A 22,155-nucleotide genomic window follows, 5' to 3' on the forward strand; every position below is an offset into this window, starting at 1 on the left:
AGTGAGCACCGAGACGCTTCCTGGTGCAGAGAAACCATGGTCTCATGGCCGGGCGCGAATGCGCGATCCGCCCGCTATTTCGTTCCACTCATTGGGCGAGTCGTCGTAATGAATGATCCAGCGATCTTTTGACTCAGCCTTAACGATGACACCTGCATACCATCGTCCGCGCGAAAAGATTTCGATTTTGTCTTCTGCCTGCCAGTCGTTCTTTACGCCTCGAGCAGTGTTGGCCGGTGTTGCGTCGAGACCAGGTATGGCTTTGTTCTCAATCGTTTTCTTGGCGGTCGATTCATCCAGCGTCGCTCTCTTGGCAACTCGTTGGACGCTTTCCAAGGCTTTGCGGCCGGTGGCAGTTATATCCATGATATGGAGGACGCCTTTATCGACATAGGCAAACCATCGCCCATTGTCCGAGAACTTCATCGCGGTAACGCATTCTTCGAACTTGCGCGGCACTTGGTAAAGCATTTCGCCAGTGTCCAAAGACCACATGGCTAGTTTTCCAAACGGATCACACGTGGCGACAATGCCCTGAGGCGAAACGGCCAGTTCTTTGACCAATTGTCGATTCGGCTTTTTTGGATCGGGTTCGGCGATACCCAATTCGTCATAGACACTATTGATGGCTGCGGCAGTTACTGACGAGCTACGTCTCGGTTTGGAGCCATCCGCCTCAGGCGGAGTCCAGCCCAATTGCAATCGCGAAACGATCTTCTGCCGGCTGACATCTATTACCTCGACACCTTCAAAAGTAGCAACCAAAACGCGATTATTATCATAGGCAAAAGCCACTTCATAGTAACTATCTGTAACTAGAGGAACGAAGGCGATCCGCTCCTGCGTAGCGATGTCAAAGACTTCGATACCATTCTTGGCGTTCCCATGCTGGATACGAGAAACAATGGCAAACTTTGTCTGGTCCGGTGAAATATCGTACAGCCCTACGTTATCGATATCGACGGCGTCTAACCGGGCTACGATCTTAGCGCTGCTGGCATCACGAAACTCGTGTTTGCCGTCGGTCATACACCAAGCCAGATTCTCCCGGCCAGTTTCGGCAGCCAGTTCTTTGAAGCGAGTTTTGCCGCCAGTTGCTGGTTCCACTGCCAGTCGACGTAGCGTGTATGTCTTGGCATCTTCATCGTTGAACACACCTGGGTTGAGCAACTGGAGTTGCAAGAAGGTACCGGCGCTACCGCCCAACTTCTTTAGGGCGTCTCGCACCGTCGTACCTGTCAATGTCTCCATGCGTCCATTGCGTCCTTCGGCTACGCCAATCAGTTCGGCGCCCTTCATCACTCCCGCTTTCTCCGCAGGACCGCCCGGAATTGTAGTTTTGACGATCAGTTTGCCACTTTGCTGTTCCAGGTCGATACCTATGTAGCCAGGAGTACGCTCGGTTTCTGCTTTGACTGGCGCTGCCGTCAGTGTATCCAGCAGTACGGACCGGTACTCGCTGAGCAGGTAGACTCGGTTACCGTCTTGGCTATAGGCAATCGTGAAGGGTGTCAGCTCGTACTGCCCTGTAACTCGCCCAAGTTGCGTATCGATGAACTCCGTCTTGTCACCGATGGAAATAGCCAATTGGCTGCTGTCGGGCGAGAACTGCATTGTTCGGAAAGACTTAGCCCAACCAGACCCTTGTACGTACCGGAACGTGTGATGTGCGCCTTCTTGAGCCGCGCTCAGGCTGGCTAGCCACGCGCAATAAGCGATACAAAAAACAACCTGGGCTGATCGATTGGTTAAACTGTTCATAGTCGTTGGTGTACCGTCTAATAGGTCGGAAAAGTCCCGTCTACCTGATAGATACCGTTACCGTTGCGCAACTAGACACGCTACCTGCATCTAAAATCAAAAAGGAGGAAGAAATTGCGATTGAACCTGGTTTGCTCGAGCCTCTTGGCACTGCTGGTGCCAGGAAGCATGCTGGCCTTACCCACGACGGTCGCGGAGACTACCGTGGGTGGTAAGCTATCCGGTCAAGTGACATGGACGGTCGCAAATAGCCCTTATATTTGCACTCAAAATCTGGAACTGCCGGCAGGCTCGGTGCTAAAGATTGAGCCTGGAGTCGAACTGCGACTGCTGAACCAGACAATCACAATTGGTGGCAACCTGATCGCCAAGGGGACAAAGGAGAGTCCCATCCGGATGACTTCGCAGAACCAGGAAGCGCCTAAATCCGCCGACTGGGGACCGATACTCTTCCAGGCGGGATCAAATAGGTCCCAGCTCGAACATGTCACGGTCGAGTTCGGCCAGGGCCTGATCCTGAGCCGTAGTAGCCTCACAATCAACAATTGCACGATTCGACATAACCGTAAAGAGTATGGCGGCGGCATCTATGCCATCGACTGCAAGCCAGTGATCAGCAATTGCCAGATTCAGTTCAATGTGGCAGACCGAACAGGCGGTGGGATTCGTACAGTCGATTCCGAATTGACGTTACTAGGCTGCACGATAACCAGCAACTCCGCTCACGATGAAGGCGGTGGCGTGTCGATCGATTACAACTCGGCGAGAATCGAGGGCAACATAATCTCCTCCAACTGGGCTTCTCAAGGTGGAGGTATCGCCACTGGCGCGACGCAAGTTGGCCAAACGTCGATGACGGGCAGTTCGCACAGTCGGCCAACCATTCTTAAAAATCGCATTATCAACAACTGGGCACTCTTCGACGGTGGCGGCATCTATGTCACTGGCACGCCAGACATCTCGCACAATGTCATCTTGGGAAATCGAATTCAAGCACCTACGCTGCGGAAAGAAGCCAAACGCGTAAAACGAACGTTTAGTGACCATGGCTTGGGAGCTGGCATCCTGGTTGAAGAAACCTATGGAGGTCCGCTGACGATTCAAAACAATACAATCGCAGGTAACCGAGGCGCCTATTGGGGATCGGCCATCGCAACTCGTCGAGCATCGGGCAAAATTGACCAAAACAGGATTATTGGAAATGCCGCTCTCGAGGAAGGTAGCGCTATTTCCATGTTGCTGGAAACCTCTTCACCTAGTTTTGTCTCACAAGGCTTTGGAAATGATTGGAATGTAGTCAACAATGATATTCGCGCGAACACTGGTGGTGGATTGCTCATGGAAGTCACGGATGCATCAAGTAAGCAAACTGTGATCCTGCGATCCAATAACTTGGTCGACAACGGCGGACCTAATGTTGTCAACTCCACCCGCGCCGATGTTCACGCGGCCAGCAATTACTGGGGTACAGAGGACCCCGACAAGGTCGCTGTATCGATCGTCGACTACTACGATGAAAACAGTCGCGGTCGCGTACTATTTGACAAGCCTGGGAAGGAGGCCGATTTGCCACAGAACTCGAAACTCTCGGCAGAGTTGCTTCAGTGGCGTGCGGCCTGCCCCGAGGGCTTTCGGGCGGGGCAGGGGTTGACCCGACTGCCCGATACACCGCCGAGTATAACCGCCGCCTGGAAACCCGATCGCTCAACAAAGACGGCAGGCTACCTCGTGCACATGGCTCGCATCTCCCCCCAGTTCCGTGACGTCGACTTACATCGTGACCTACGAGTATTTGTACGTTGTGCGGAAGGCGCTTCGCCACTGGACGTCGGAAATGTTACCCGCACTGTCTTGACTGGATTCGAGGTGGGCCAGTGGTACGAGCTATCGGTATCAGCTTACGATTTCGACGGCAATGAATCGGGGGTTTCTGAATCCATGCAGGTCAAAGTCGAACGTTAATTAAAGCATCCACAAAACCAGGCGGAGCGTTTTTTCTGACTACGATCGGCAGTATCAAAGAATCGAGCGTACCGCTGCCCTGAGCAAGAACCTACTGTTCGCTGGCTTTGCGACGGATGGCTTGTTGAAGCTCTTTCATGTAGTCGCTGGCGTCTGGCATTGCCTCTATCCGATTGGCTTCCACTGCAAGCTGTGTCGCGGGCAGCGGTAGCTGAAATTGTGGGCCTTGAGGTATTGGCTGCGAATTGGGTTGTCTCTTGGGTTGTGGCTGCGAATGTGGTGGTAGCTGTAGCTGTGGCTGTGAGGGACTTCGAAGTTCATGTTGAAAGGTATCAAAGCTGCCCAGCTTCAGCGACACCTTAGCCTGGCTGGCATGTGCTGGTGTTGCAGGCTGCATGGACAACGTGTACCTCTGGTTGCCTCCAGTTCGCCATAGCGGCGCGTACCTCGCAGTTTCCAGTTCAGTTGCCCAACTAGAACAATGGCTATCGATAACGCAAACAATTGCATAACCGAGGTTAGACAGTTTTTCGCACAGTTGATGCAGCTGGTCGTCGACTTCTGTAGAAATTCGCACGATCAGATTCATACATGATTCCATAGCTAAATCTGTTATGGCGTTGGCAATCCGGCAGGCACCTTGGAAGAGATTGAGGCAGAGGCTTGCGTCCTGCGAGCAACTTCCCAATGCTGGATGCAATGATACGATCATTTCTGGATCGGCTACCGCTGCCCCACCGCGATCATCAAACCAACTAACGGCAGAGTGAATTGCAGGAACAGTAAACGTGTCGCTCTGGCCAATTATAAAGGCAGCTAAAGGCGGATTTCGATTCCTCTGGCCGCAACACCACTGGTCCATGCAAAGTCCAAACCAGTTATCATCCCAATCACTGATTTGCTCGATCAGTGGTATTTCGTCTTGGCTGGTGTGGGTTCTCATCGGTGAAAACGACGCGAGGGCTCTACGCTTTCGGGCGCGGTGCAACTGAGTCGCCCAACGTTGCAGTTCACCTAAACGGTCAGGATTTTGACAAAGGTCAAAACGAATCTCTTCACCCAGGCTCATGTGGCCTCTCCTATGCATATCATGCTTGGAACTCCACGTTACTTTCCAAATTCCTTGTCGGCCTTATCGACCTTGAGTGCTACCTGCTCCTTGGATGGCTGTTCTTTCTTTTCTGTGTTTAACCACTTCTCGATGCGTGCTTTGAAGAAAGAGACTCCCAATAACCCGGCCGTTGCCAGATCGATTTCATCCGCGTGGTATCCTTCGTGTTTCTCGTTGTCGATAGCCGGCGCATCTTTTCTGACTTCCGAGAAGGTGATTCGATCGGCCTGTCGACCGCTTTTAAAGAAATTAAAGATCGCACGCTCCTGATTATTCTCCATTCTGTTTCGATACTGCTCTGCATAAGTGTCTCGTGGTATTTCGCGAGGTTGGCCAACTAGTGGCTGATGAGCTGGCTCAGATGGATTGAGCTCAAATGCAGGTCGAAACTTACCGGACTCACTCATGAGTATGTCCCTTTCAATTCTATCGAGTACTTGTTGTGGATCTCCGTTCTCGCAAAAGATGACCGAGACTCTGTGTTTGGCGGCCGCGTCCAGAAAAGCTTGTTCCATGCGAGGCTCGGCTCGCCGTCCGACCATGACCAAGTGGCTCTCGGCGTCCGGGCTGACTTGTGGGCTGCGGGTATAACTGGCGACCTTTTCACCGTATAAGTCTCCCATCCGCTGCGCGGACACTTCCGTCCACTGGTCCATCTGGTCTGTTTTAAAATCGATTACATGTCGATCATTGATGAGTAAATCAATTCGGCCGGTTCCGGTAATCTCTTTGGCCTCGTTACGACACTGGACTTTTAGTTCCACATCGACATCATAGCCAGTCGTTTCATACTCCCAGCGCTCCTCAGCGTGGCCGCCAATGATCGTGTGATACGCCTGACCCTGGGATTTACTCCAAGGAAACTTCTTATTCGAACCATCGTGCGTCATGGTAACATCCAGGAGTACGTACTACAGATTGCCTGATATCCGCCGGACACCAGACTTATAACCAGGTAAATTACCAGTACGATCATGGCCAGCCTGAGAAACAAACCCAACATAAAATTTACTCCGGTGTGAGCAAGTGCAGGGGCCAACTCGATCTGCGCACCGAGCGGATATCTTTCATGCCAGCGCCTCGATAAATCATGGCTTCACAGAAGTACGAATCATGTTCGTAATCTAACACCGCCAATTCTTGGAACACATCCTTGGTGACACGACGCATCATTTGGTCTTGTTGATTGACGATGCGCGCAGCTGCTCCTCGCAAACCCTGTCCAGCCGCAATTCCACCCACCGCCATCATTTCCTCACCGAACAATTGCGATGCATACTCGTTCGTTTCATCATCGCTGTTGCGTAAGAACATCTTCGTCGCGCAAAGCCCTAGGAGGCTCATCACGGGTTTGGGTGTATCGCTGAGTCTGGTCAAGCTAGGAATATTGTGTGTAGCAATAATGTTTGCATGATTGCTCTCGCGTGACTGGGCAAAAAATGCTGCATCGCTGCAACTTTTGCCGGCTGTGAAGTATTGCTGAAACTCATCGCATAGAAAAAAACTGGGGCGATCTTTGCGTAGCGAACGCAGAACTTCACGATAGTAGTCCAACTTCACGAACGTTCCAATTGTCGCGGCCATGGCCTCCTTCTCCGCTTTAGGCATATGTACGTAGAGAATCTTGCCATCTCGCAGCATTTGATCGATGCGCATGGTCGACCTTCCAGAGAAGGCCGTAGCGTAGGGCTCGAGCAAAAATGGATCCAGCATATTGCTCAGATGCGTAGAAACCCCACTGCGTTGTCGCGAAGGCATGTGTACCCATTCGTGAAAGAACGTTAAGCAGGGCTCGTTGCGCGAGTCGTTGGGATCCAGCGCATCGGTTCGGTCGGCAATACTTCTAAACGAAGTAAGCAATCGATGAATCTGTTTCACGCTGGGTACTTCATCGCGAGTATTCGTAGTCCGCAGCAGATAGATTGAATGCTGCAGAAAGCGGCTAGCGACATCAACCCAGAACGAATCATTGCCCGACTCCATGCCCAGCGTCTCCATCACGCTGACAAATCGCTTGGCCAACTCCAATTCATCGTCTTGGGAATCCAAGGGATTCCAGCGGATACTGTGACGTTGATCGTGCGGATCGATAACGATCAGGTCTCCCAATCGATCGTATTTACGCAACAAGTGAGTTAGTTTTCCATGAAAATCGCCCTTGGGGTCCAGGATCAAGCCGGCAGGTTGCGCTCGATTGGCTTCTCCTGCGGCCACGATACCTTCCAGAAGTGTGTTCAAGACACAGTTGGTTTTGCCCACACCAGGCATGCCAAAAATGACCAGGTTTCTCGTAAAGTCCTGCCATTGCCAGTGAATACCGCCTGCTTCAAAACCGCCTTGGGGCTCCAACCCGGTCCCACTGCCTGGTGATCCCGCGAACCAACTCAGCCGTTTGGGCTCGTAGTGGCCAGTTCGCAATTGGCCCGCCAACGACCTATGACGCTGTACTAGCTCAGTGAGCAAGAATCCACCAATCACCGGGTATCCCAACAGACAACCAAATGAAATCCACCATAGCGGCCGATAGACCAGGCTCAGCCTTTCTAGTATCGGAAACCAACAGGCGTATACCATCAAGGCGATACTAACCAACAACATCAGCAACAGAACAACCAATGGGCTGACAGCTTGATCGAGAGCATCGAGGTACTCGCGCCAAGCGCGTTCGACAGGCTTAGGCGCGTCAGCATAGCACCAGGCGTACACGTTCTGCATTGCCTGGCGACGCGGCTTCAGTAGCAACCACCCCAACGTGATAGCGGCGGAGAAGAACATCGTTGTGAAAAACAAACGACGTTTATCTGCAAAGTCCATCGACATGGGCACGCACTGCACGGCGATCAGGGTCAATACACAAACACCAATCGACAGAGCCAAATTGCGGCGCTGAATGTCTACGGATTCTCGATTGACTGCAGTCACAAACTGTTACCTCAAGCTGGATCGACTCGCAGGCCACCATTGTCTTCAACGCGAATGGCAATCGTTTTAGCACCTGCATCTTTGGCCAGTAACATCGACTCGGCTAACAACTCGTCGACAACACGTTCCAGTTCCCGGGCACCAAAATCTCGTAGTTTGCTACCCTTTTCCATAGCTTCAACCACCAATTCTGGCGATACGAATCTCAGCCGCAGATCATACTGCCTGGCCAGGTTGCTCATTTTCAGGGCGGCGATCTCTGCCAGCACGATGCCCTGCAAGGGTTGGAAAACGCACACGCGGTCCAACCGGCCGATGACCTCGGGACGAAATACTTTGCAATCTTGCAAGTGCTTTTTGATCGCATGCATTTGGTCATACGGATCGTTAACTTGCTCACATATCTTGGCAATAGCCTCGTGTTCTGCGTTGGATGTCAACACGATAATGGATTGAGTGAAATCTGCCGTCTTACCCGAACCTTGCTCGGTCAAACGTCCGTCGCCCATCATCGACAGAAACAAATCGAACATCCCGGGCCAGGCTTTCTCGATTTCATCAAACAGTATCAGGCGACGTGGATCTTGGATGAGTGGTCGAGTTAGCTGTCCACCCGCTTCCCATCCCTCGTAACCTTTGGGCGTTCCTATCAAGCGTGTCTTGCCTTCGGGGCCGCTGAAGTCAGCGCAATCCAGTAACAGCAGATTCTTTTCGTCACCAAACAGATATTCGGCCATCGCTTTGCACAGCTCGGTCTTACCTGTTCCTGTTGGACCGACTAGCAGAATATTGGCAATTGGTTTGCGGCGACTCTGCTTAGCCCACTGAAGCCGAACCGTGCGGCTGATGTCTTCGATGACGGTGTCCTGGCCACGCACACGGCCGCGGAGCGAGTCCATCATCTGGCCCTCGTCAATTGTTCTCGATTCATCGTTCTTGATTTGTGCAAGCAGCTCTTTTAAGCGACTGACATCGGTTATTTGTAATGGATCGATCATGCTGTCACTTTCACCGACAGAGGAATGGGCCAATCAGACGATTCCAACGACAGGTTGGTCTGGTGGTTATTTTTCGCTCGCAGGATCACCTTTTGGAGATTTCGGGCGATACTCGATTGCACTAATTGAAAGCCATGAGAGGGTCGAAACGCGGCAGCTTCATGGGCTAGTATTTCTGGAGAAACGAACTGCACCGACAGGCCAAAGCTGGAACAATGTTCGCTGATCATATGGGCCGCTACGCGCGCTTTGTTGATCAGATCAGGTTCACGCAATATTAAACTCACCTGAACTTGAGCCAACAGACTCAGATCCATGTTAGCGTTGCACACTAGAACCTCTTGAAGTCGCTCTTCGCTATGTCGATCGCTCGTTGGTTGTAGGAATTCCACTGCAGCTGGTGGCAGCGCTGCCGACTCCATCGAAACTGCCAAGACAATTATGACTCGCGTGAAATACACACTGCCCCGGGCCGTCCAGTCGTACTCAACACCTCTTTCTAAAAGTTGTGCTATACGCTGCTGCGCCATCGGGTCGAGCAACTGCACATTATCGAGATAGACGATTTGCATGGGTTGTTTTCTAACCGCCGTCGTCAAGCATCCTTCCCTGCCTGCTTCGCCAAATAGATAACTAATCGGACTGGAGTTCGGTGGCAGCATGGCTAAGTCGATGTAAGTATGCAGGCCACGCCTTAGCAAAAGTCCCGCCAGGGATTCCGCCACCAACCGCTTGCCAACGCCAGATGGTCCTGCGAACAAATAGGTCGCAATTGGTCGGTTCTCTTGGCGTGAACCTGGCTGATTGCGCAAGGCGAGACGTGAACTCAAATCCACCAGCAACGTTTCTAACTGCGCATCGTGTCCAAAAATCTTGGCCTTCAACTTCTTTAATGCCCATGAAAAATCATGGGCTTCACGCAACATGAACTCTTCGTCCAGTGCATTGATTACCTTGCCGGCAGTTGGAACTTGTTGACTGGTCAGCCAACAAACCGCATTTAAAATCCATCTGCCCAGCCGATATTGATACAACTTGATGCACACGGGTCGCTGATGACGGAGCAAATAGAATGCGCCAGCCAGGATCACCGCCACAATCACTAGCAAGAGCATAGCAGCCAGGCCCAGATTACGCTGGATGAAAGCAAATACCATCCAGGCTGCCGACAGCAATAGGATCGTTTGTAGGAAGGGGTGATTCATGATGGACTCGTGATCATTGCGGACTGGGATTGCTCGCAGCAGTTCCCACGCTCGTGGCTTGGGAAGGATCAGTGGGCAGAGGTGTCGAGTTCTGGCTTGGCAACAAGTGATCCAATGTGTAATGACCAACATCGACGACTCGATCGGCGGCCCGAGCTGCACTATCCATGGTGTCGAGGACTCGATCGGCAACACCTAGCGATTTAGATGTCACCTGCTGAGCTTGCTGCGACAACCCAGTTGAGGCCGCCCCGACGTTCGAGACCGGGTTGGGAATACCTTGAACCATCGAAGGCATGACGTTAGTCCAACTTTCGATTCGAGGCCGAGCCGAACCCAAGCCGCTTGAAAAGAGGAATGTGACCGCCAAGGCTGAACCGACAATGATGGCCAGGACAGCCAAGGGGTTGGTCGAGCCTGGCACCGAACGGAGTGTGTTACCTGTTTTCACTTTTTGTTTCCCTCAGTTCGACCAAGTAATGAGACGGCTAAGACCAGGCAGCGCGTACTGTCGCAACTCATGGCAATACGACTCCCAGTGGCTGTATCTCCTCTGGAGCCATCACGCGCACAAAACCTTCGCCTCGACTAGTTCGGCAGGCTACCGTAATTCCACCTCCGCCATCGTAAATGCCTCGTACCGAGATAACGGTTACACCGGTAGCGGATACGGGTATCGACAGCGTTGAACCGGCATTGGTAATCGGTACCAAAAAGGCAGGCTGACCATTCAACAGAATCTCCACGATGTCGCCATCGTTAAAGCAGTTATCGCGCAGGTGAACGTGATAGAACCGCGAGTCACCCTTGGCTATTTCCTGGCGTAGCCCAGGAGTCAACGTAGCGGAGGGTACCGGGGATGAAACTGAGGCAGGCGAAGACGAGGGCGATAGGGCAGGCGTCGATTGATTTGCGTTGGTAACTGGAGAGACAGAACTCGACGCCAGTCCGGCATGGGTCGGATCGATCGCGCTGGGATGGCTGGCCGACATCCTGACGGCAATGGCTCTATTGTTAAGATCCATCCGTGGGATGCTTTGGGCCTGAGCGACCAAGTGCTCCACAGCCTTCCAGTCTTGAGCCGCCAAGGCCTGCTGCACTGCTGTAGTCGTAGCCTCGTCTTCGTCTTGATCGCTCAACAAGATCGACGAACTAAACTGTTGACTACCGTCAGGATTCATCCATTTCATGGCCTGACCACTTTCGCTCGCAGCTTGAGCGTGCTCCCAGCCCGGTGTACGCTGCTCGTCGTTGGTCAGTCCAGGTCGGGAGCTGCTAGTTGCGAGCCAGGCAGCACAGACAATGGCGACGGGCACGACCAGCCAACCCCAACCTTGAGTAAATCGGCTGCCCCGCCGACAATGCGACGGCGGCAACTCGCTGTTGGACTTGGGACCATGGGTCGGAACAAGTGGCTGGTTGCCCAAAGGTTTTGCAACTTGCAACGATGGTTGGGGCGGCAATTTCATCAGCGCTCGCATCCTCAAAGATTGGGCCTGATCAAACACTCTGCAGTGCTCGGTAAGCTTACGTATGAAGTAAGATCCCCAACGGCGGCCCAAGGTGGACACAAATACATGGCATTTCTTCGCGATATCCGCACCAACACCCTCTATCTACTGCCAGCATCCAGTCGTTTTGCTGTGGGTCGCAGTCCCAGCGCGGACTTACCTATACGCGACGAAACCTGCTCGCGTGAACAGTTTGTGATCGAAATTGACGCGGCCAATCGATGCACCCTGTGCCCTTTGTCCAAGGTCTCTCCAACACTTTGTGCGGGAATCGCCCTCACGGATCCGGTTTCCCTGCAGCAGGATGTCATCATTTCAGCCGGCCAGAGTCGCTTTGAGTTCTTGCTTGAACATCCGCCGACAGAGGTAGGAGTAATCGGAGGCAACCCATCGGATGTTACTACCAGGACAGGAGGAATCGCTCAGGCCGAACTTTCCAGTGATTTCTCTTTTCTGGTGCAAGGAGAAGTGATCCTTGGTCGCGATGTTCGCCGGGCTTCCGTCGTCCTGCCACATATTCAGGTCTCTCGAGTTCACGCCTCGATCAGAACAGAAAGTGGTAGATATTTCCTCCGAGACCTCGGAAGCTGTTGCGGAACATTTCTCGATGGTCGTGCCGTCCACACCACCGCCGAACTGGTAGATGGTTCAACCATTGGCATCGGCCCCTATTTGATCACCTACTCTGCAGGTCGACTTAGTGCTCAATCGCGAAGCGTTAATCACCATCTGATCGCGCGCCAGATCGTCAAACGAGTCGTAGAGCGAAACCACACCAAAACCATTCTCGACCATGTTTCCTTAGGGATTAAACCGCGTGAGTTCATTTGTATCCTGGGTCCTGCGGGTTGTGGAAAATCGACCTTGCTGAAAGCGCTAGGCGCGAGAGAATCCGTGGATGAAGGCAGTGTTCATCTCAACGGCATCGATGTTGTTGCCAACTACGACCAGCTCAAACGCGATTTGGTGCTGGTCCCGCAGCGCGATGTCTTGCCCGCGGGCCTAACCGTAGAACAGTCGCTACGTTTTACGGCTCAATTGCGCTTGCCAGCCGATACTTCGCCGGATGAAATGCAGGCTCAACTAGAACGCATCATTGAATCCGTCGGCCTGTCCAAACACAGGCGTACGCGCATCGCCAAACTTAGCGGTGGTCAAACGAAACGCCTTAGCCTGGCAACTGAATTGCTTGCCGATCCCAACATCTTGTTGCTGGATGAAGTTACCAGTGGACTGGATTTGCAATCCGACGGTGAGGCGATGAGGCTCTTTCGAAGCATCGCCCAACACGGTAAATCGGTCGTTTGCGTCACTCACAATCTGGCGCATGTCGAAGAAACTTGCCACTTCATTGTGGTCTTGGCCGAAGGCGGCCGACTAGTCTTTATGGGCCCGCCGCGACAGGCGCTAGAGTTCTTTCAAGTTACCGACATTGGCAAGATCTACACGCGCTTACAAGAACGTACACCCGATCATTGGCAGCGCGTCTTTCGGTCTCATCCATTGTACCAGTTAATGATTGTGGATAGAGCTTCGAGTTCGCCGCCCAAAGATTCGCCAGTTCACGCCGAGGCACTTCTGAGGCTGCCTCCCTCAGCGCAAACATGGCGACAGTTCTCAGTGCTAGTCAATCGATATGTTCGCATATTGAGGTCGGATGTGGGCACTCTCATTGGTGCAGTGGGACAGACGTTGTTGATTGCCTGCTTGTTGGTGTTGGTGTTCGGAGATGTAACTGCCGCTAAAGACGCCAACGGTGTGCCCAATCTGTATACACAAACCAATTCAAGCGCCCTGCTGTTATTCCTGTCTGTGGCAACTTGTTACTGGTTCGGATGTAATAACGCATCCAAAGAGATCGTCAAGGAGCGGCCTTTGTACGAGAAGGAATACCACGCGGGTCTAGTGCCCTGGGCCTATTATGGTTCAAAGCTTGTGCCCTTGGCGCTTTTCAGTATGCTCCAAGCCTTCGTGATGTTCGGCGTGGTGTACTGGTGCTGTCAGCTGCCGGGCTCTTTTCCTCATGCCGCTGCGATCGTGGGAGTCAGTTCGGTCATCGGTGTTATAACCGGCTTGACCATTTCCGCGCTGGTAACCACTGAAGAACTCGCTACTTTGCTGGTTCCAGTGGTTCTCATTCCGCAAATCGTTTTGTCAGCCGGTCTCAAGCCGCTCTACGGCTGGTCCGAGTTACTGGCTCAGTGCTCTGTGAGTTGCTACTGGACCTATGGTTTGATTCGCGGCGTATTCAGTTCCAGCATGCAAACCTATCTAGCCAGCCCACCTACGACTCTCATTGCATCCAGTGCAATGCTCCTGCTCCAAGCATCCGTCTGCATGTTCGTCGCTATCTGGAAACTGTCGAAAGTGCGCGGGCATGGCCAGAGATCATGGTCGATCTTTGCTCGTAAGCCATAGCCTCGCGCAACCTTTATCAGTTTCTAATTCAACCCAGACCAAATTCAGCGTGTCCCACGCTTGCGAAGTACATTCGAATCCCATTCCGATCCTAACTGGAGCATGGCAAGATCGTGGGAAGTTGAGTGTGGTAGTTCCTTGCAGATTGCCACTTCCGGCTCGAGCAGCAAACGGCTGCCCGTCTGAAAAACAAGGTCATGCGAACTTGCGTCGGTCCAGCGCTGAGAATCTTCTGAAGTATGGTTAGTGGCCCGCCAATCTTCACGCTCATTCTCTGGTGAGATCGTTGGCAGACTGGTGCCAGGAGCGATAACAGTTGCTGCCGCCGCCGCGCCCACTTTACCAAAACCCGGTTTTTTAGCCACGCTGACTTTGACGTAGTTATTCCAAAGTCCGCTAACCGGATAATCTCCAGCTCGACCGAATTGGAAATAAGCCTCGCCGTTATAGCCTGGCTGGCCAACATCTAGTACCGCCCAGCCGCCATTGCTGTTGAACATGCCGACGTTGTCTCGTCCATCGCGATCCCAGTCGCCGGCGAAGGGCAGGTTACCTGGGCCACTGAAATGAAATGGTACCTCACCGTTGTATCCCCTTGGGCCTGAGTCCAAGTAGAACGAACGACCGCCCGAACGAAACACGCCAACTTCATCGATACCGTTTCCATCCCAGTCACCTGCGATCGGTAGATCACCGGCTAGTCCGAATGCAAACGGTTGCTCACCGTTGTAGCCGCGAGGCCCGGTGTCGAGGAAGAAATGACCGCTGCTTGGTCGGAATACTCCCACTTCATCGATACCATCACCATTCCAGTCACCCGCTATGGGCAAATCGCCGGGCAGTCCAAATTGGAAAGCGCCTTCGCCTGAGTATCCAGGTTTGTTGACATCCAAGAAAAACAATCCGCCGTTCGGTCGAAACACGCCGATCGTGTCGCGTCCATCTCCATCCCAATCGCCAGCAACTGGTATATCTCCGGGCAAACCAAACTGTACAGATCTTTCACCGCTATTGCCTTGGGGACCAGTATCGGCAAAGAAAAGGCCGCCCTCGGGACGCCACACGCCAAAGTGATCTGCTTCTCCAATCGTAGCGCGCGCCTTTATCACTGCTCTGTTGGCGTTCACTCTGCCGCGCGTGACCGTCAATTTGCTTTGGTCGGATAGGGGATCGACCGTACTCATTATGATCTGTTTCAGAGTGCTGACCCCGAGTTCGGGATTGATCGATGCAGCCAAGAGCGCGGTACCGGTTACATGCGGTGCCGCCATACTGGTGCCGGTAAAGTATCCATAGCGTCCGCCCGGCAAAGTGCTGTAGATGTCGACTCCGGGAGCGGCGATATCGACCGACCGTGCTCCATAGTTACTGAAGGCAGCATAGCGACCAGCCGAGTTGACAGCGGCCACGCTAATGATATTGGACGCATCGTAACTGGCCGGGTACGCGGGACGGAGATCGTTTGAAAGATTGTCGTTCATGGCGCTGGCCACCAACAGAATGTCAGCCTCGCCGCTACGAACAATGGCATCTCGCAAAGCTTGCGAATAGCCATAGCCACCCCAACTATGATTGGCGACTCGAATATTAACTCCATAGTCGACGCGCATCATCGTGACATAATTTACGGCAGCGATAATATTCGCCATCGAAGTAGAGCGGTTGTCCGCACCCAGAATACGGATAGCCATGATCGATGTATTCCACGCCACGCCAGTAACGCCGCGAGCGTTATTGCCTACGGCTCCAATGGTACCTGCCACGTGGGTTCCATGGCCATGCGCATCCATGGGATCACTGTCCCAGTTATAGAAATCAAACCCGTGAACATCATCTACAAAGCCGTTGCCATCGTTGTCGAGACGGTCCCCGGCGATCTCGCCGGGATTTCTCCACATGTTCGCCGCCAAGTCGGGATGGTTATAGTCAATACCACTGTCAACCACAGCCGCAACCATATTTTTCTTGCCAACCGTCAAGTCCCAGGCTTGATCAGCATCAATGTCCTGGTCCGCGCTGTTCCGCAAACCGTACAGTTGTGGGAACGCAGGATCGTTGGGTGTACCCTGGGCTGTGCTAATCAGATTGGGCTCAAAGTACTCAAGTGCGGGAATGGCCTGCATGACTTGGGTGGCTTCAGTAAAAGACATACCCTCAGCCTGCACCAGCACTTGCCCGTTCTCGCCTAGCCCGCCGACAACTTTGATGCCTGCAGCATACTGACTGAAGAACTCCTTCGCATCAACTGCGGTGGAGATCCCCGACTGCTTGGTGAATTGTACGACCCATTCCTGGTGCGCAGCTTCGACAGGCACCCCTTTCCACTGGACCGTCTCCGTGGCTTGACAGGCGGCGGTACTGGATGCTGAATCCGAAACACGCGCAAACCAGGCGCCGTCGAACTGATGTTCCCGAACGGCCGATGGTACGCTCAGCAAATCTGCCGCCATCAGACTTCGAACCTCCATGTGTTCGTGCCGCAGGGTTCGAAATTGCCGGCCAGCTTTGCTGGAGTTTCGATGCCCCAACTTGGACAATCTGCCACGATTCACATTTAAAAATCTCATCCTATCAGCTCCACAAAAGATTGGACCATTCGGGCACAGGCTGTCGCGATGCGAACTCAAGGTGTCGCCCGTACACCTATAGGTTCCGAACCGATTCGTCGAGTGGACAAGAATTTCAAGAAATTGTCCGTTCGAAGAATAGCCGCTCTCAATCACCCTGAAGTCAGCACCGCGAGTTACGAAAAAGCGTTTTCGCTTGTCCACTCTCCGTTGGCGTTGGGAATCTTATTGCTAGTTACCCTTTCAGTTATTCCAATTTGAGAAGGAATCGATGATGACTTGGCTTTCGCAAACAAAGCTCTTGGCAGTTCTAATATCACTGGCCACCCTAACGGGATGCACATCGCCTCAAAGCGATAGCCCACTCGCCGAACAACCCCAGCCTCAGACCGTAGAACCATTGACCGAGAATGAAGTTGAGTTGGAAGCTGCAGCTGAACAAACGCCCCAGCCAGCAGTTCAGCCAGCAGTTCAGCCAGCAGTTCAGCCAGAAGTTCAGCAACCGTCTCAGCCAGAGCCTCAGCAACCGGTTCAACAACCGGCTGAGCAAGCATCGCAGCCGCCTGCCCAAGAGCCGGTTAAGAGCGTGAGTTACGCAACCCCAGCGGTTCCGTCAGAAGCAGAGAAGGCCGAAGAGAGTGCAGGCCAGATCTTCGATGCATTTACGGAGTTGATGAACACCCATAGCCAAGATCGCGTTATCCCTGTCGAAAGGGCTCGGCAGGACTGTGTCAAGCTTCAAGAAATGCTGGGCCAACTGATCGCCAAGGTTGACGAGGCACCCAACGCAGCCAAAGTCCACCTGATGACTGGCGAAGCAGCTTATCGCTTGGCCCAGTTGCTCACGGATTTGCAGGGGCAGAACTCCGATGCATCGCGGGAGTTGGTGACCGGTGTATGGTCGCGTGCAGTTTTGTGGAGCCATTCGAACAAGCATTTTCGACGGTCGCTAGAACTGGATACCGATAGTGCTTTACCATACGGTCGTCTAGCACGTCTTAAGATCCTGCGTGGCGGCACTCTCAGCGATCCAGAGTTGGCGCAGTTGATGTTCGCCGCCTTGACCCGAAATCCGGCGGACGCTGATAGCGTACGTTTGTTGGTTGTGACGTTGCTGCATAGTAACATCTTGGACAATAGTACTTCAAACGAATTGGCCATCGGCCAGCTGATGAGAAACCTGCGCGGCGACGCCCGCGACGAACTGAAGGCGAGTTTGCAGTTTGTCGAGGAAGAGTGGGAGAACAGCCAACGCTACTCCGAACAAGCGGCGATTCTGGGACACATCGACTTAGACGAACGTCAATCCATGCTCCGCAACGCGAGGCTCAAAGGAATCATCAAGGTCTCGTTAGGCTTGGGACTATAGCTGCCTCGGCGGCCGTGCGAGCCCAACCGTTTGTCGGCAGCCGTCATTCTACAGGATGTCGGATCAAGTAGATTCTGGCTGCGACTTACCGTAACATAGACAGTTGGCGTTGACAGTCTACTCGTGATCATCCGGCGAAAAAATGAGTATTGCAGAGAGACCCGAGTTCGTATCGGTTAGCGACTATTTGACTGCCGAGGCAACAGCCTCGATACGCAGCGAATACGTCGATGGTCGGGTTCGAGCCATGACCGGCGCAGCCAACCGTCACAATCGAGTCAAGGTAAATTGCCTCGTTCAACTTGGTCTCGCCCTAAAAGGGATGAAGTGCCAACCATTTGATTCCGATACGAAAGTGCGAATTCGTAACGCAGGACGAACGCGATTCTATTATCCGGACCTTCAAGTCGTGTGTGAAAGCAATGCTCCTACCGAGGTATATCAAGACACCCCGGTTCTGCTGGTCGAGGTTCTTTCGCCTTCAACTCGGCAGTATGATTTGGATGAGAAGCTTGACGCATACCTTGAAATCCCTTCGCTGGAATGCTACGTCATTCTGGAGCAACATACGCCATTTGCCATCGTGATGCGACGAACGGAAAAGGGATTTCTCCGCGAGACTTACTCTGGCATCGAAGCAGAAATTGGTCTTCCATTCCTGGGATGTTCTCTATCGCTTCGCGACATCTACGCAGGGATCGAATTCACAGCCAATTGTATTCAGGAGCATGTATCGGAGTATGAAGTTTCCAGCGACTAACGCCAGTGGGCAGTAGTTCTTCAATGCGCCGAACACTTACGATAGGTTCAATTGCCCCTTGCCAATGAGGCTTCTTCGGCCCCACCGAGTTCGTCTCGGTGGACCGATGACTGAACGGCTAGCCCGTGGACCCTAGCCCACCAGTCGTGCTTCCACCGACGCAAGGTCGGTGGAGAGCAGTGTGACTCATCGCAGCTACATGGACAGCCCGTTAGTTATGTGAACTATTCCTTGATCAATTCCATTAGTCCCTGGAGCACTAGGTCATGAAAGCTGACGATACCCATTACCTGACCATTGCTGATGACCGGTGCACGCATGATTCCAAACCTCTCCAAGAGACGAGCGCAATAGCGGATGTTCATTTCCGGATTTACACTTAAGACAGGTTTGGCCATGATCTCATACAAGTTCACTCGTTCAGGTGACCGATCCGCGGCCAGCACTTTCTTAGCGATATCGGAAATAAGCACGAGGCCGTATTCGTCGTCGGCGTTGCGTTTGTCGATAATCAACGCCCGCGTTTCAGGATGCTTCATACACTGTAACGCGGCTTTGACTGTCAGCGTTCCATCCATGAGATCGAAATTCCGTTTCATGACGTCAACGACACGGACAATCTTTGGCTCATTCATAATTTTGTCTCAACGATTTCTGTAAGCTTCTTGATCTGGTGCTGAACTCCCACCGCATCCTCCACGTCGATCTGCAGAGCGATCCCAGTTCCTGGTGTAGTGTCGAATGCTCCTGTCTCGCAGATTCGCTCCAAGATTTGCCTGCTCAAATGTTGCTCGACCAAGAACAGCAGTACATCACATTGCGTATCTAGAGATAGTCCCAAAAATGTTTTGGCGGGTTTGAGCCCTTCGCCGCGCGCATTGCCAATAACTGTGGCTCCAGTAGCGCCTACTTCACGCGCTGCTCGCATTACCGCCTCCGTCTTGTCCTCGTCTAAAAAGGCGAGTATCAATTTAAAATGCATTCGAGTCTCGCGTTACAAAAAGTGTTTTGGTCGAAGAATCAAAAATAACTAGTCACTAGGGTTTTCAGATCTATGGCTGGCTCGTGTCGTCCACCACTGCGCAATCAGTCCGTACGCCATGACAGTGATCATAGGGAATAAGACGGCCAAGGCGATCATCCCGAATCCTTCGGCCAAAGGATTGCGGCCTGGTATTTGCCCAGCCAGTCCCAATCCAAGTGCCGTGACGAGTGGGACCGTAATCGTCGAAGTCGTTACGCCCCCAGAATCATATGCCAGCGGAACGATTTTTTTAGGCGCAAAGTATGTTTGCACAATTACGACGAGATAGCCTGTCAAAATGAAATAGGGCAATGGTATCCCCGACACTATGCGAAAGGTCCCCAACGCGACGCCCATGCCAGAACCAAATGCCACCGCTCCCCGAAGCCCCCAGACATGAATTGTCCCTCCGGAAACTTCGTGGGCTTTGATCGCCACAGCAAGCAGTGCTGGCTCCGCAATCGTTGCACTAAAGCCGATTGCGAACGCAAACAAATAGGTCCAATGAAATCGATACCAGGGGACGATGGCATCAGGTTCCAGCGTCAATCCCTTAGATACGAACTCCGGCGAAGCGAGCTGGCGCGCCATAGCTTCCCCCAATGGAAACAGCGCGAGTTCCAGCCCCACCAAGAATAGTGCCAAGCCCAAAACTACGCAGGCGACACCCGCGAGTATGCGTTGCCAATGTGCAATAGGACGGCGCAGCACCAGGCCCTGGAAAAAAATGACAACCAGAACTATCGGCATCACATCACGCAGCGACATGACCACCGAGCAGCCAATTTGTTGCATGAGGTTTATGAGCACGCAATTCCCCAAATCAAAACAAATAGGATGGGCGTCAGCGACGCAAATGCAATAAGTCCGAATCCATCGATGAGTGGATTGCGTCCTCTGATGTTCGATGCCAGGCCGATGCCAAGCGCGGTAGTCAAAGGAACTGTAATCGTGGAAGTTGTGACACCACCCGAGTCATAGGCGACAGCCACAATACCCGCGGGAGCAAGCGGCGTAAGTAACAGTACCGTTGCGTAACCCGCCATGATCAAATAGTGAATTGGCCATCCCTTGATGATTCGCAATACGCCAACAACTAAAGCCGTTCCTACTGCCAAAGCAACTGTTATCCGAAGGTTAAATGCATAGTTGCCGCGAAGTGTATCCTGTTGATTCAATCTTGCGTGGGCAACATCGTTATCTGCAACTTGCATATCAGCCGCCTTACCCGCAATAGCTATCAAGGCTGGTTCCGCAAACGTGGTCCCGAACCCAAGAGCAAAGGCGAATGCAATCAGCCAGCCGACACTACCTCTGCGGGCCAGTGCATGGGCCATCGATTCTCCAAGGGGGAACAACCCGAGTTCAAGTCCCTTCACAAATAATGCTAACCCGATCACAACCAGAACGAGTCCGATCGATATCTGCCCCAGATTCTGGATCGGTTGACGAAACACCAAGAGTTGAAAGGCGCCCACAGTGAGAATGATCGGTAGCAGATCCCGCAAGCTCAAGGCTATTGTCTCGAAAACTGCTCTCAACATTCTCCAATCCATTGGCTTGCCCTTCATGGCAAGTTACTCCCCTGGCACGCCTGCGATGGCTTGACAGTGAGCATGCTGCAGTCGCACGAGTCGAGAATTTTTTCGGCGGTATTGCCGAGGAGCATTCCTGGGATGCCACTTCGCCCGATCGTCCCCATTACCAAAAGATCTACCGCCTGAAACTTCGCAGCTCGACGAATCTCTTGCCAAGGTGCACCCCAGGTCTGATGCACTTGAATGCTGCTTCGATCGACCGCAAGTGACTCGATGAATGCATCCATTCTCTTTGACGCCTCTAGATTGATCTCTTGTTGCAACGAACTCCCTTTGGGAATTCGACAAATTAGATCTTCTGGAACATCGTTTGAATCAACGACGTGCAACAAGTGGAACTCAGCCTTGGCTTGTTGCGCTAGCCATAGACCTTCTGTCGCAGCCTTGAGACTGACATCTGAAAAATCGGTTGCGGCCATAACAACTTGCGGCGGGCAAACGTGTTCGGCCTTGACGATCCAAACCGACGAGGGACATTTTCGGATCAGCCGTTTCGCCGTACTTCCGACTAAGAACTGCTCCCACGGCATAAGACCTCGTGTCCCCACAATCACGAAGTCATACATCTGTTTTTCGACCAGCTTTATTATCTCCACGAAGGCAATGCCAAAGAACACTTGAGTCTCGACAGGAGTTGAGCAGGCCAGTGGTTCAATCAGTCTATGTATCTTGGCCTCTGTATCGCGTCTGGCCGCCAATTCCAGCTCTTCAGGCGAATCACCTTCGTTGGCCCAAAGATCTAAGAACAGGTCCAGCTTGGGGCCGGTTTCGGGTGGCATCGCGTGAGATACAGATGGCAATCCATGGGCTACAGTGATCGTCGCGCCCGTTCTTTTGGCGAGCCATACAGCTTGCCTCAAAGCCGCCGGCGATGACTCTGAGAAGTCAATGGCTACCAAAATCCGTTTCTGATTTTCATCACTACTCATGCGATTTCCCCTACGACCTT

18 protein-coding genes are annotated in these 22,155 nt (G+C 52.7%); 4 read left to right on the plus strand and 14 right to left on the minus strand.

The genetic code is table 11. The features are described from left to right. Window positions 1–42: 42 nt before the first annotated feature. The gene (locus SH573x_RS29540; RefSeq protein ID WP_479351740.1) at window positions 43–1,761 is read right to left on the minus strand and encodes a hypothetical protein; all 1,719 of its coding nucleotides are present in this window, start codon (window positions 1,759–1,761) and stop codon (window positions 43–45) included. A 114-nt stretch (window positions 1,762–1,875) separates the two neighbouring features. On the opposite strand from SH573x_RS29540, the gene SH573x_RS29545 reads away from it, so the two are divergent. Next, window positions 1,876–3,723, plus strand: coding sequence for a right-handed parallel beta-helix repeat-containing protein (locus SH573x_RS29545; RefSeq protein WP_479351741.1), 1,848 nt, complete (start codon window positions 1,876–1,878; stop codon window positions 3,721–3,723). A gap of 91 nt (window positions 3,724–3,814) precedes the next feature. Here SH573x_RS29545 and SH573x_RS29550 read toward each other — a convergent pair whose 3' ends face one another. From SH573x_RS29550 to SH573x_RS29580, 7 genes are all read right to left on the minus strand, one after another. Beyond that, window positions 3,815–4,792, minus strand: coding sequence for a hypothetical protein (locus tag SH573x_RS29550; protein WP_479351743.1), 978 nt, complete (start codon window positions 4,790–4,792; stop codon window positions 3,815–3,817). Window positions 4,793–4,830: 38 nt separating this feature from the next. Beyond that, a complete protein-coding gene (locus SH573x_RS29555; RefSeq protein ID WP_479351744.1) occupies window positions 4,831–5,724 on the minus strand; it encodes a hypothetical protein in 894 nt (297 codons plus the stop codon). Window positions 5,725–5,842: 118 nt separating this feature from the next. Continuing rightward, window positions 5,843–7,756: a type IV secretory system conjugative DNA transfer family protein gene (locus SH573x_RS29560; RefSeq protein WP_479351746.1), complete on the minus strand. Its 1,914-nt coding sequence runs from the start codon at window positions 7,754–7,756 to the stop codon at window positions 5,843–5,845. An 11-nt stretch (window positions 7,757–7,767) separates the two neighbouring features. Then, a complete protein-coding gene (locus tag SH573x_RS29565) occupies window positions 7,768–8,754 on the minus strand; it encodes an AAA family ATPase (protein WP_479351748.1) in 987 nt (328 codons plus the stop codon). Further along, window positions 8,751–9,959 carry an AAA family ATPase gene (locus tag SH573x_RS29570; protein ID WP_479351750.1) on the minus strand — a complete coding sequence of 403 codons (1,209 nt, stop codon included), beginning with the start codon at window positions 9,957–9,959 and terminating at the stop codon, window positions 8,751–8,753. Before SH573x_RS29570 ends, SH573x_RS29565 begins: the two co-directional genes overlap by 4 nt. Before the next feature lie 13 nt (window positions 9,960–9,972). Then, window positions 9,973–10,410, minus strand: a complete 438-nt coding sequence (locus tag SH573x_RS29575) for a hypothetical protein (RefSeq protein ID WP_479351752.1) — start codon at window positions 10,408–10,410, stop codon at window positions 9,973–9,975. 67 nt (window positions 10,411–10,477) lie between these two features. Next, a complete protein-coding gene (locus SH573x_RS29580; protein ID WP_479351753.1) occupies window positions 10,478–11,428 on the minus strand; it encodes a hypothetical protein in 951 nt (316 codons plus the stop codon). 108 nt (window positions 11,429–11,536) lie between these two features. Between SH573x_RS29580 and SH573x_RS29585 the strand changes: the two genes are divergently transcribed. Next, a complete protein-coding gene (locus SH573x_RS29585; protein WP_479351755.1) occupies window positions 11,537–13,888 on the plus strand; it encodes an ATP-binding cassette domain-containing protein in 2,352 nt (783 codons plus the stop codon). 44 nt (window positions 13,889–13,932) lie between these two features. Here SH573x_RS29585 and SH573x_RS29590 read toward each other — a convergent pair whose 3' ends face one another. Next, window positions 13,933–16,455: a S8 family peptidase gene (locus tag SH573x_RS29590; RefSeq protein ID WP_479351757.1), complete on the minus strand. Its 2,523-nt coding sequence runs from the start codon at window positions 16,453–16,455 to the stop codon at window positions 13,933–13,935. Between the two features lie 271 nt (window positions 16,456–16,726). Between SH573x_RS29590 and SH573x_RS29595 the strand changes: the two genes are divergently transcribed. Both SH573x_RS29595 and SH573x_RS29600 read left to right on the plus strand, forming a co-directional pair. Next, a complete protein-coding gene (locus SH573x_RS29595; RefSeq protein ID WP_479351759.1) occupies window positions 16,727–17,824 on the plus strand; it encodes a hypothetical protein in 1,098 nt (365 codons plus the stop codon). Window positions 17,825–17,966: 142 nt separating this feature from the next. Continuing rightward, on the plus strand, window positions 17,967–18,584 hold the full coding sequence (locus SH573x_RS29600) for a Uma2 family endonuclease (protein WP_479351761.1): 618 nt from the start codon (window positions 17,967–17,969) through the stop codon (window positions 18,582–18,584). 224 nt (window positions 18,585–18,808) lie between these two features. On the opposite strand, the gene SH573x_RS29605 is transcribed toward SH573x_RS29600, so the two are convergent. From SH573x_RS29605 to SH573x_RS29625, 5 genes are read right to left on the minus strand one after another with little or no spacing between them, the layout of a single operon-like run. Further along, the gene (locus SH573x_RS29605; protein WP_479351763.1) at window positions 18,809–19,219 is read right to left on the minus strand and encodes a CBS domain-containing protein; all 411 of its coding nucleotides are present in this window, start codon (window positions 19,217–19,219) and stop codon (window positions 18,809–18,811) included. Continuing rightward, window positions 19,216–19,566 carry a P-II family nitrogen regulator gene (locus SH573x_RS29610; RefSeq protein WP_479351765.1) on the minus strand — a complete coding sequence of 117 codons (351 nt, stop codon included), beginning with the start codon at window positions 19,564–19,566 and terminating at the stop codon, window positions 19,216–19,218. The genes SH573x_RS29605 and SH573x_RS29610 overlap by 4 nt, the downstream gene beginning before the upstream one ends. Window positions 19,567–19,614: 48 nt before the next feature. Next, window positions 19,615–20,403: a DUF1538 domain-containing protein gene (locus SH573x_RS29615; RefSeq protein WP_479351767.1), complete on the minus strand. Its 789-nt coding sequence runs from the start codon at window positions 20,401–20,403 to the stop codon at window positions 19,615–19,617. A gap of 5 nt (window positions 20,404–20,408) precedes the next feature. Next, on the minus strand, window positions 20,409–21,179 hold the full coding sequence (locus SH573x_RS29620) for a DUF1538 family protein (RefSeq protein WP_479351769.1): 771 nt from the start codon (window positions 21,177–21,179) through the stop codon (window positions 20,409–20,411). Beyond that, the gene (locus tag SH573x_RS29625) at window positions 21,176–22,135 is read right to left on the minus strand and encodes a universal stress protein (RefSeq protein ID WP_479351770.1); all 960 of its coding nucleotides are present in this window, start codon (window positions 22,133–22,135) and stop codon (window positions 21,176–21,178) included. Before SH573x_RS29625 ends, SH573x_RS29620 begins: the two co-directional genes overlap by 4 nt. Between the last annotated feature and the right edge of the window lie 20 nt (window positions 22,136–22,155).

The organism is Rania fehmarnensis, from assembly GCF_056494185.1.

Coding starts and splice junctions, on each gene's coding strand:
- SH573x_RS29605 (WP_479351763.1), bottom strand. CDS start 19,219: ATGAATGAGCCAAAGATTGTCCGTGTCGTTGACGTCATGAAACGGAAT.
- SH573x_RS29600 (WP_479351761.1), top strand. CDS start 17,967: ATGAGTATTGCAGAGAGACCCGAGTTCGTATCGGTTAGCGACTATTTG.
- SH573x_RS29570 (WP_479351750.1), bottom strand. CDS start 9,959: ATGAATCACCCCTTCCTACAAACGATCCTATTGCTGTCGGCAGCCTGG.
- SH573x_RS29550 (WP_479351743.1), bottom strand. CDS start 4,792: ATGAGCCTGGGTGAAGAGATTCGTTTTGACCTTTGTCAAAATCCTGAC.
- SH573x_RS29590 (WP_479351757.1), bottom strand. CDS start 16,455: ATGAGATTTTTAAATGTGAATCGTGGCAGATTGTCCAAGTTGGGGCAT.
- SH573x_RS29620 (WP_479351769.1), bottom strand. CDS start 21,179: ATGAAGGGCAAGCCAATGGATTGGAGAATGTTGAGAGCAGTTTTCGAG.
- SH573x_RS29610 (WP_479351765.1), bottom strand. CDS start 19,566: ATGCATTTTAAATTGATACTCGCCTTTTTAGACGAGGACAAGACGGAG.
- SH573x_RS29615 (WP_479351767.1), bottom strand. CDS start 20,403: ATGCAACAAATTGGCTGCTCGGTGGTCATGTCGCTGCGTGATGTGATG.
- SH573x_RS29540 (WP_479351740.1), bottom strand. CDS start 1,761: ATGAACAGTTTAACCAATCGATCAGCCCAGGTTGTTTTTTGTATCGCT.
- SH573x_RS29585 (WP_479351755.1), top strand. CDS start 11,537: ATGGCATTTCTTCGCGATATCCGCACCAACACCCTCTATCTACTGCCA.
- SH573x_RS29555 (WP_479351744.1), bottom strand. CDS start 5,724: ATGACGCACGATGGTTCGAATAAGAAGTTTCCTTGGAGTAAATCCCAG.
- SH573x_RS29625 (WP_479351770.1), bottom strand. CDS start 22,135: ATGAGTAGTGATGAAAATCAGAAACGGATTTTGGTAGCCATTGACTTC.
- SH573x_RS29595 (WP_479351759.1), top strand. CDS start 16,727: ATGATGACTTGGCTTTCGCAAACAAAGCTCTTGGCAGTTCTAATATCA.
- SH573x_RS29565 (WP_479351748.1), bottom strand. CDS start 8,754: ATGATCGATCCATTACAAATAACCGATGTCAGTCGCTTAAAAGAGCTG.
- SH573x_RS29580 (WP_479351753.1), bottom strand. CDS start 11,428: ATGAAATTGCCGCCCCAACCATCGTTGCAAGTTGCAAAACCTTTGGGC.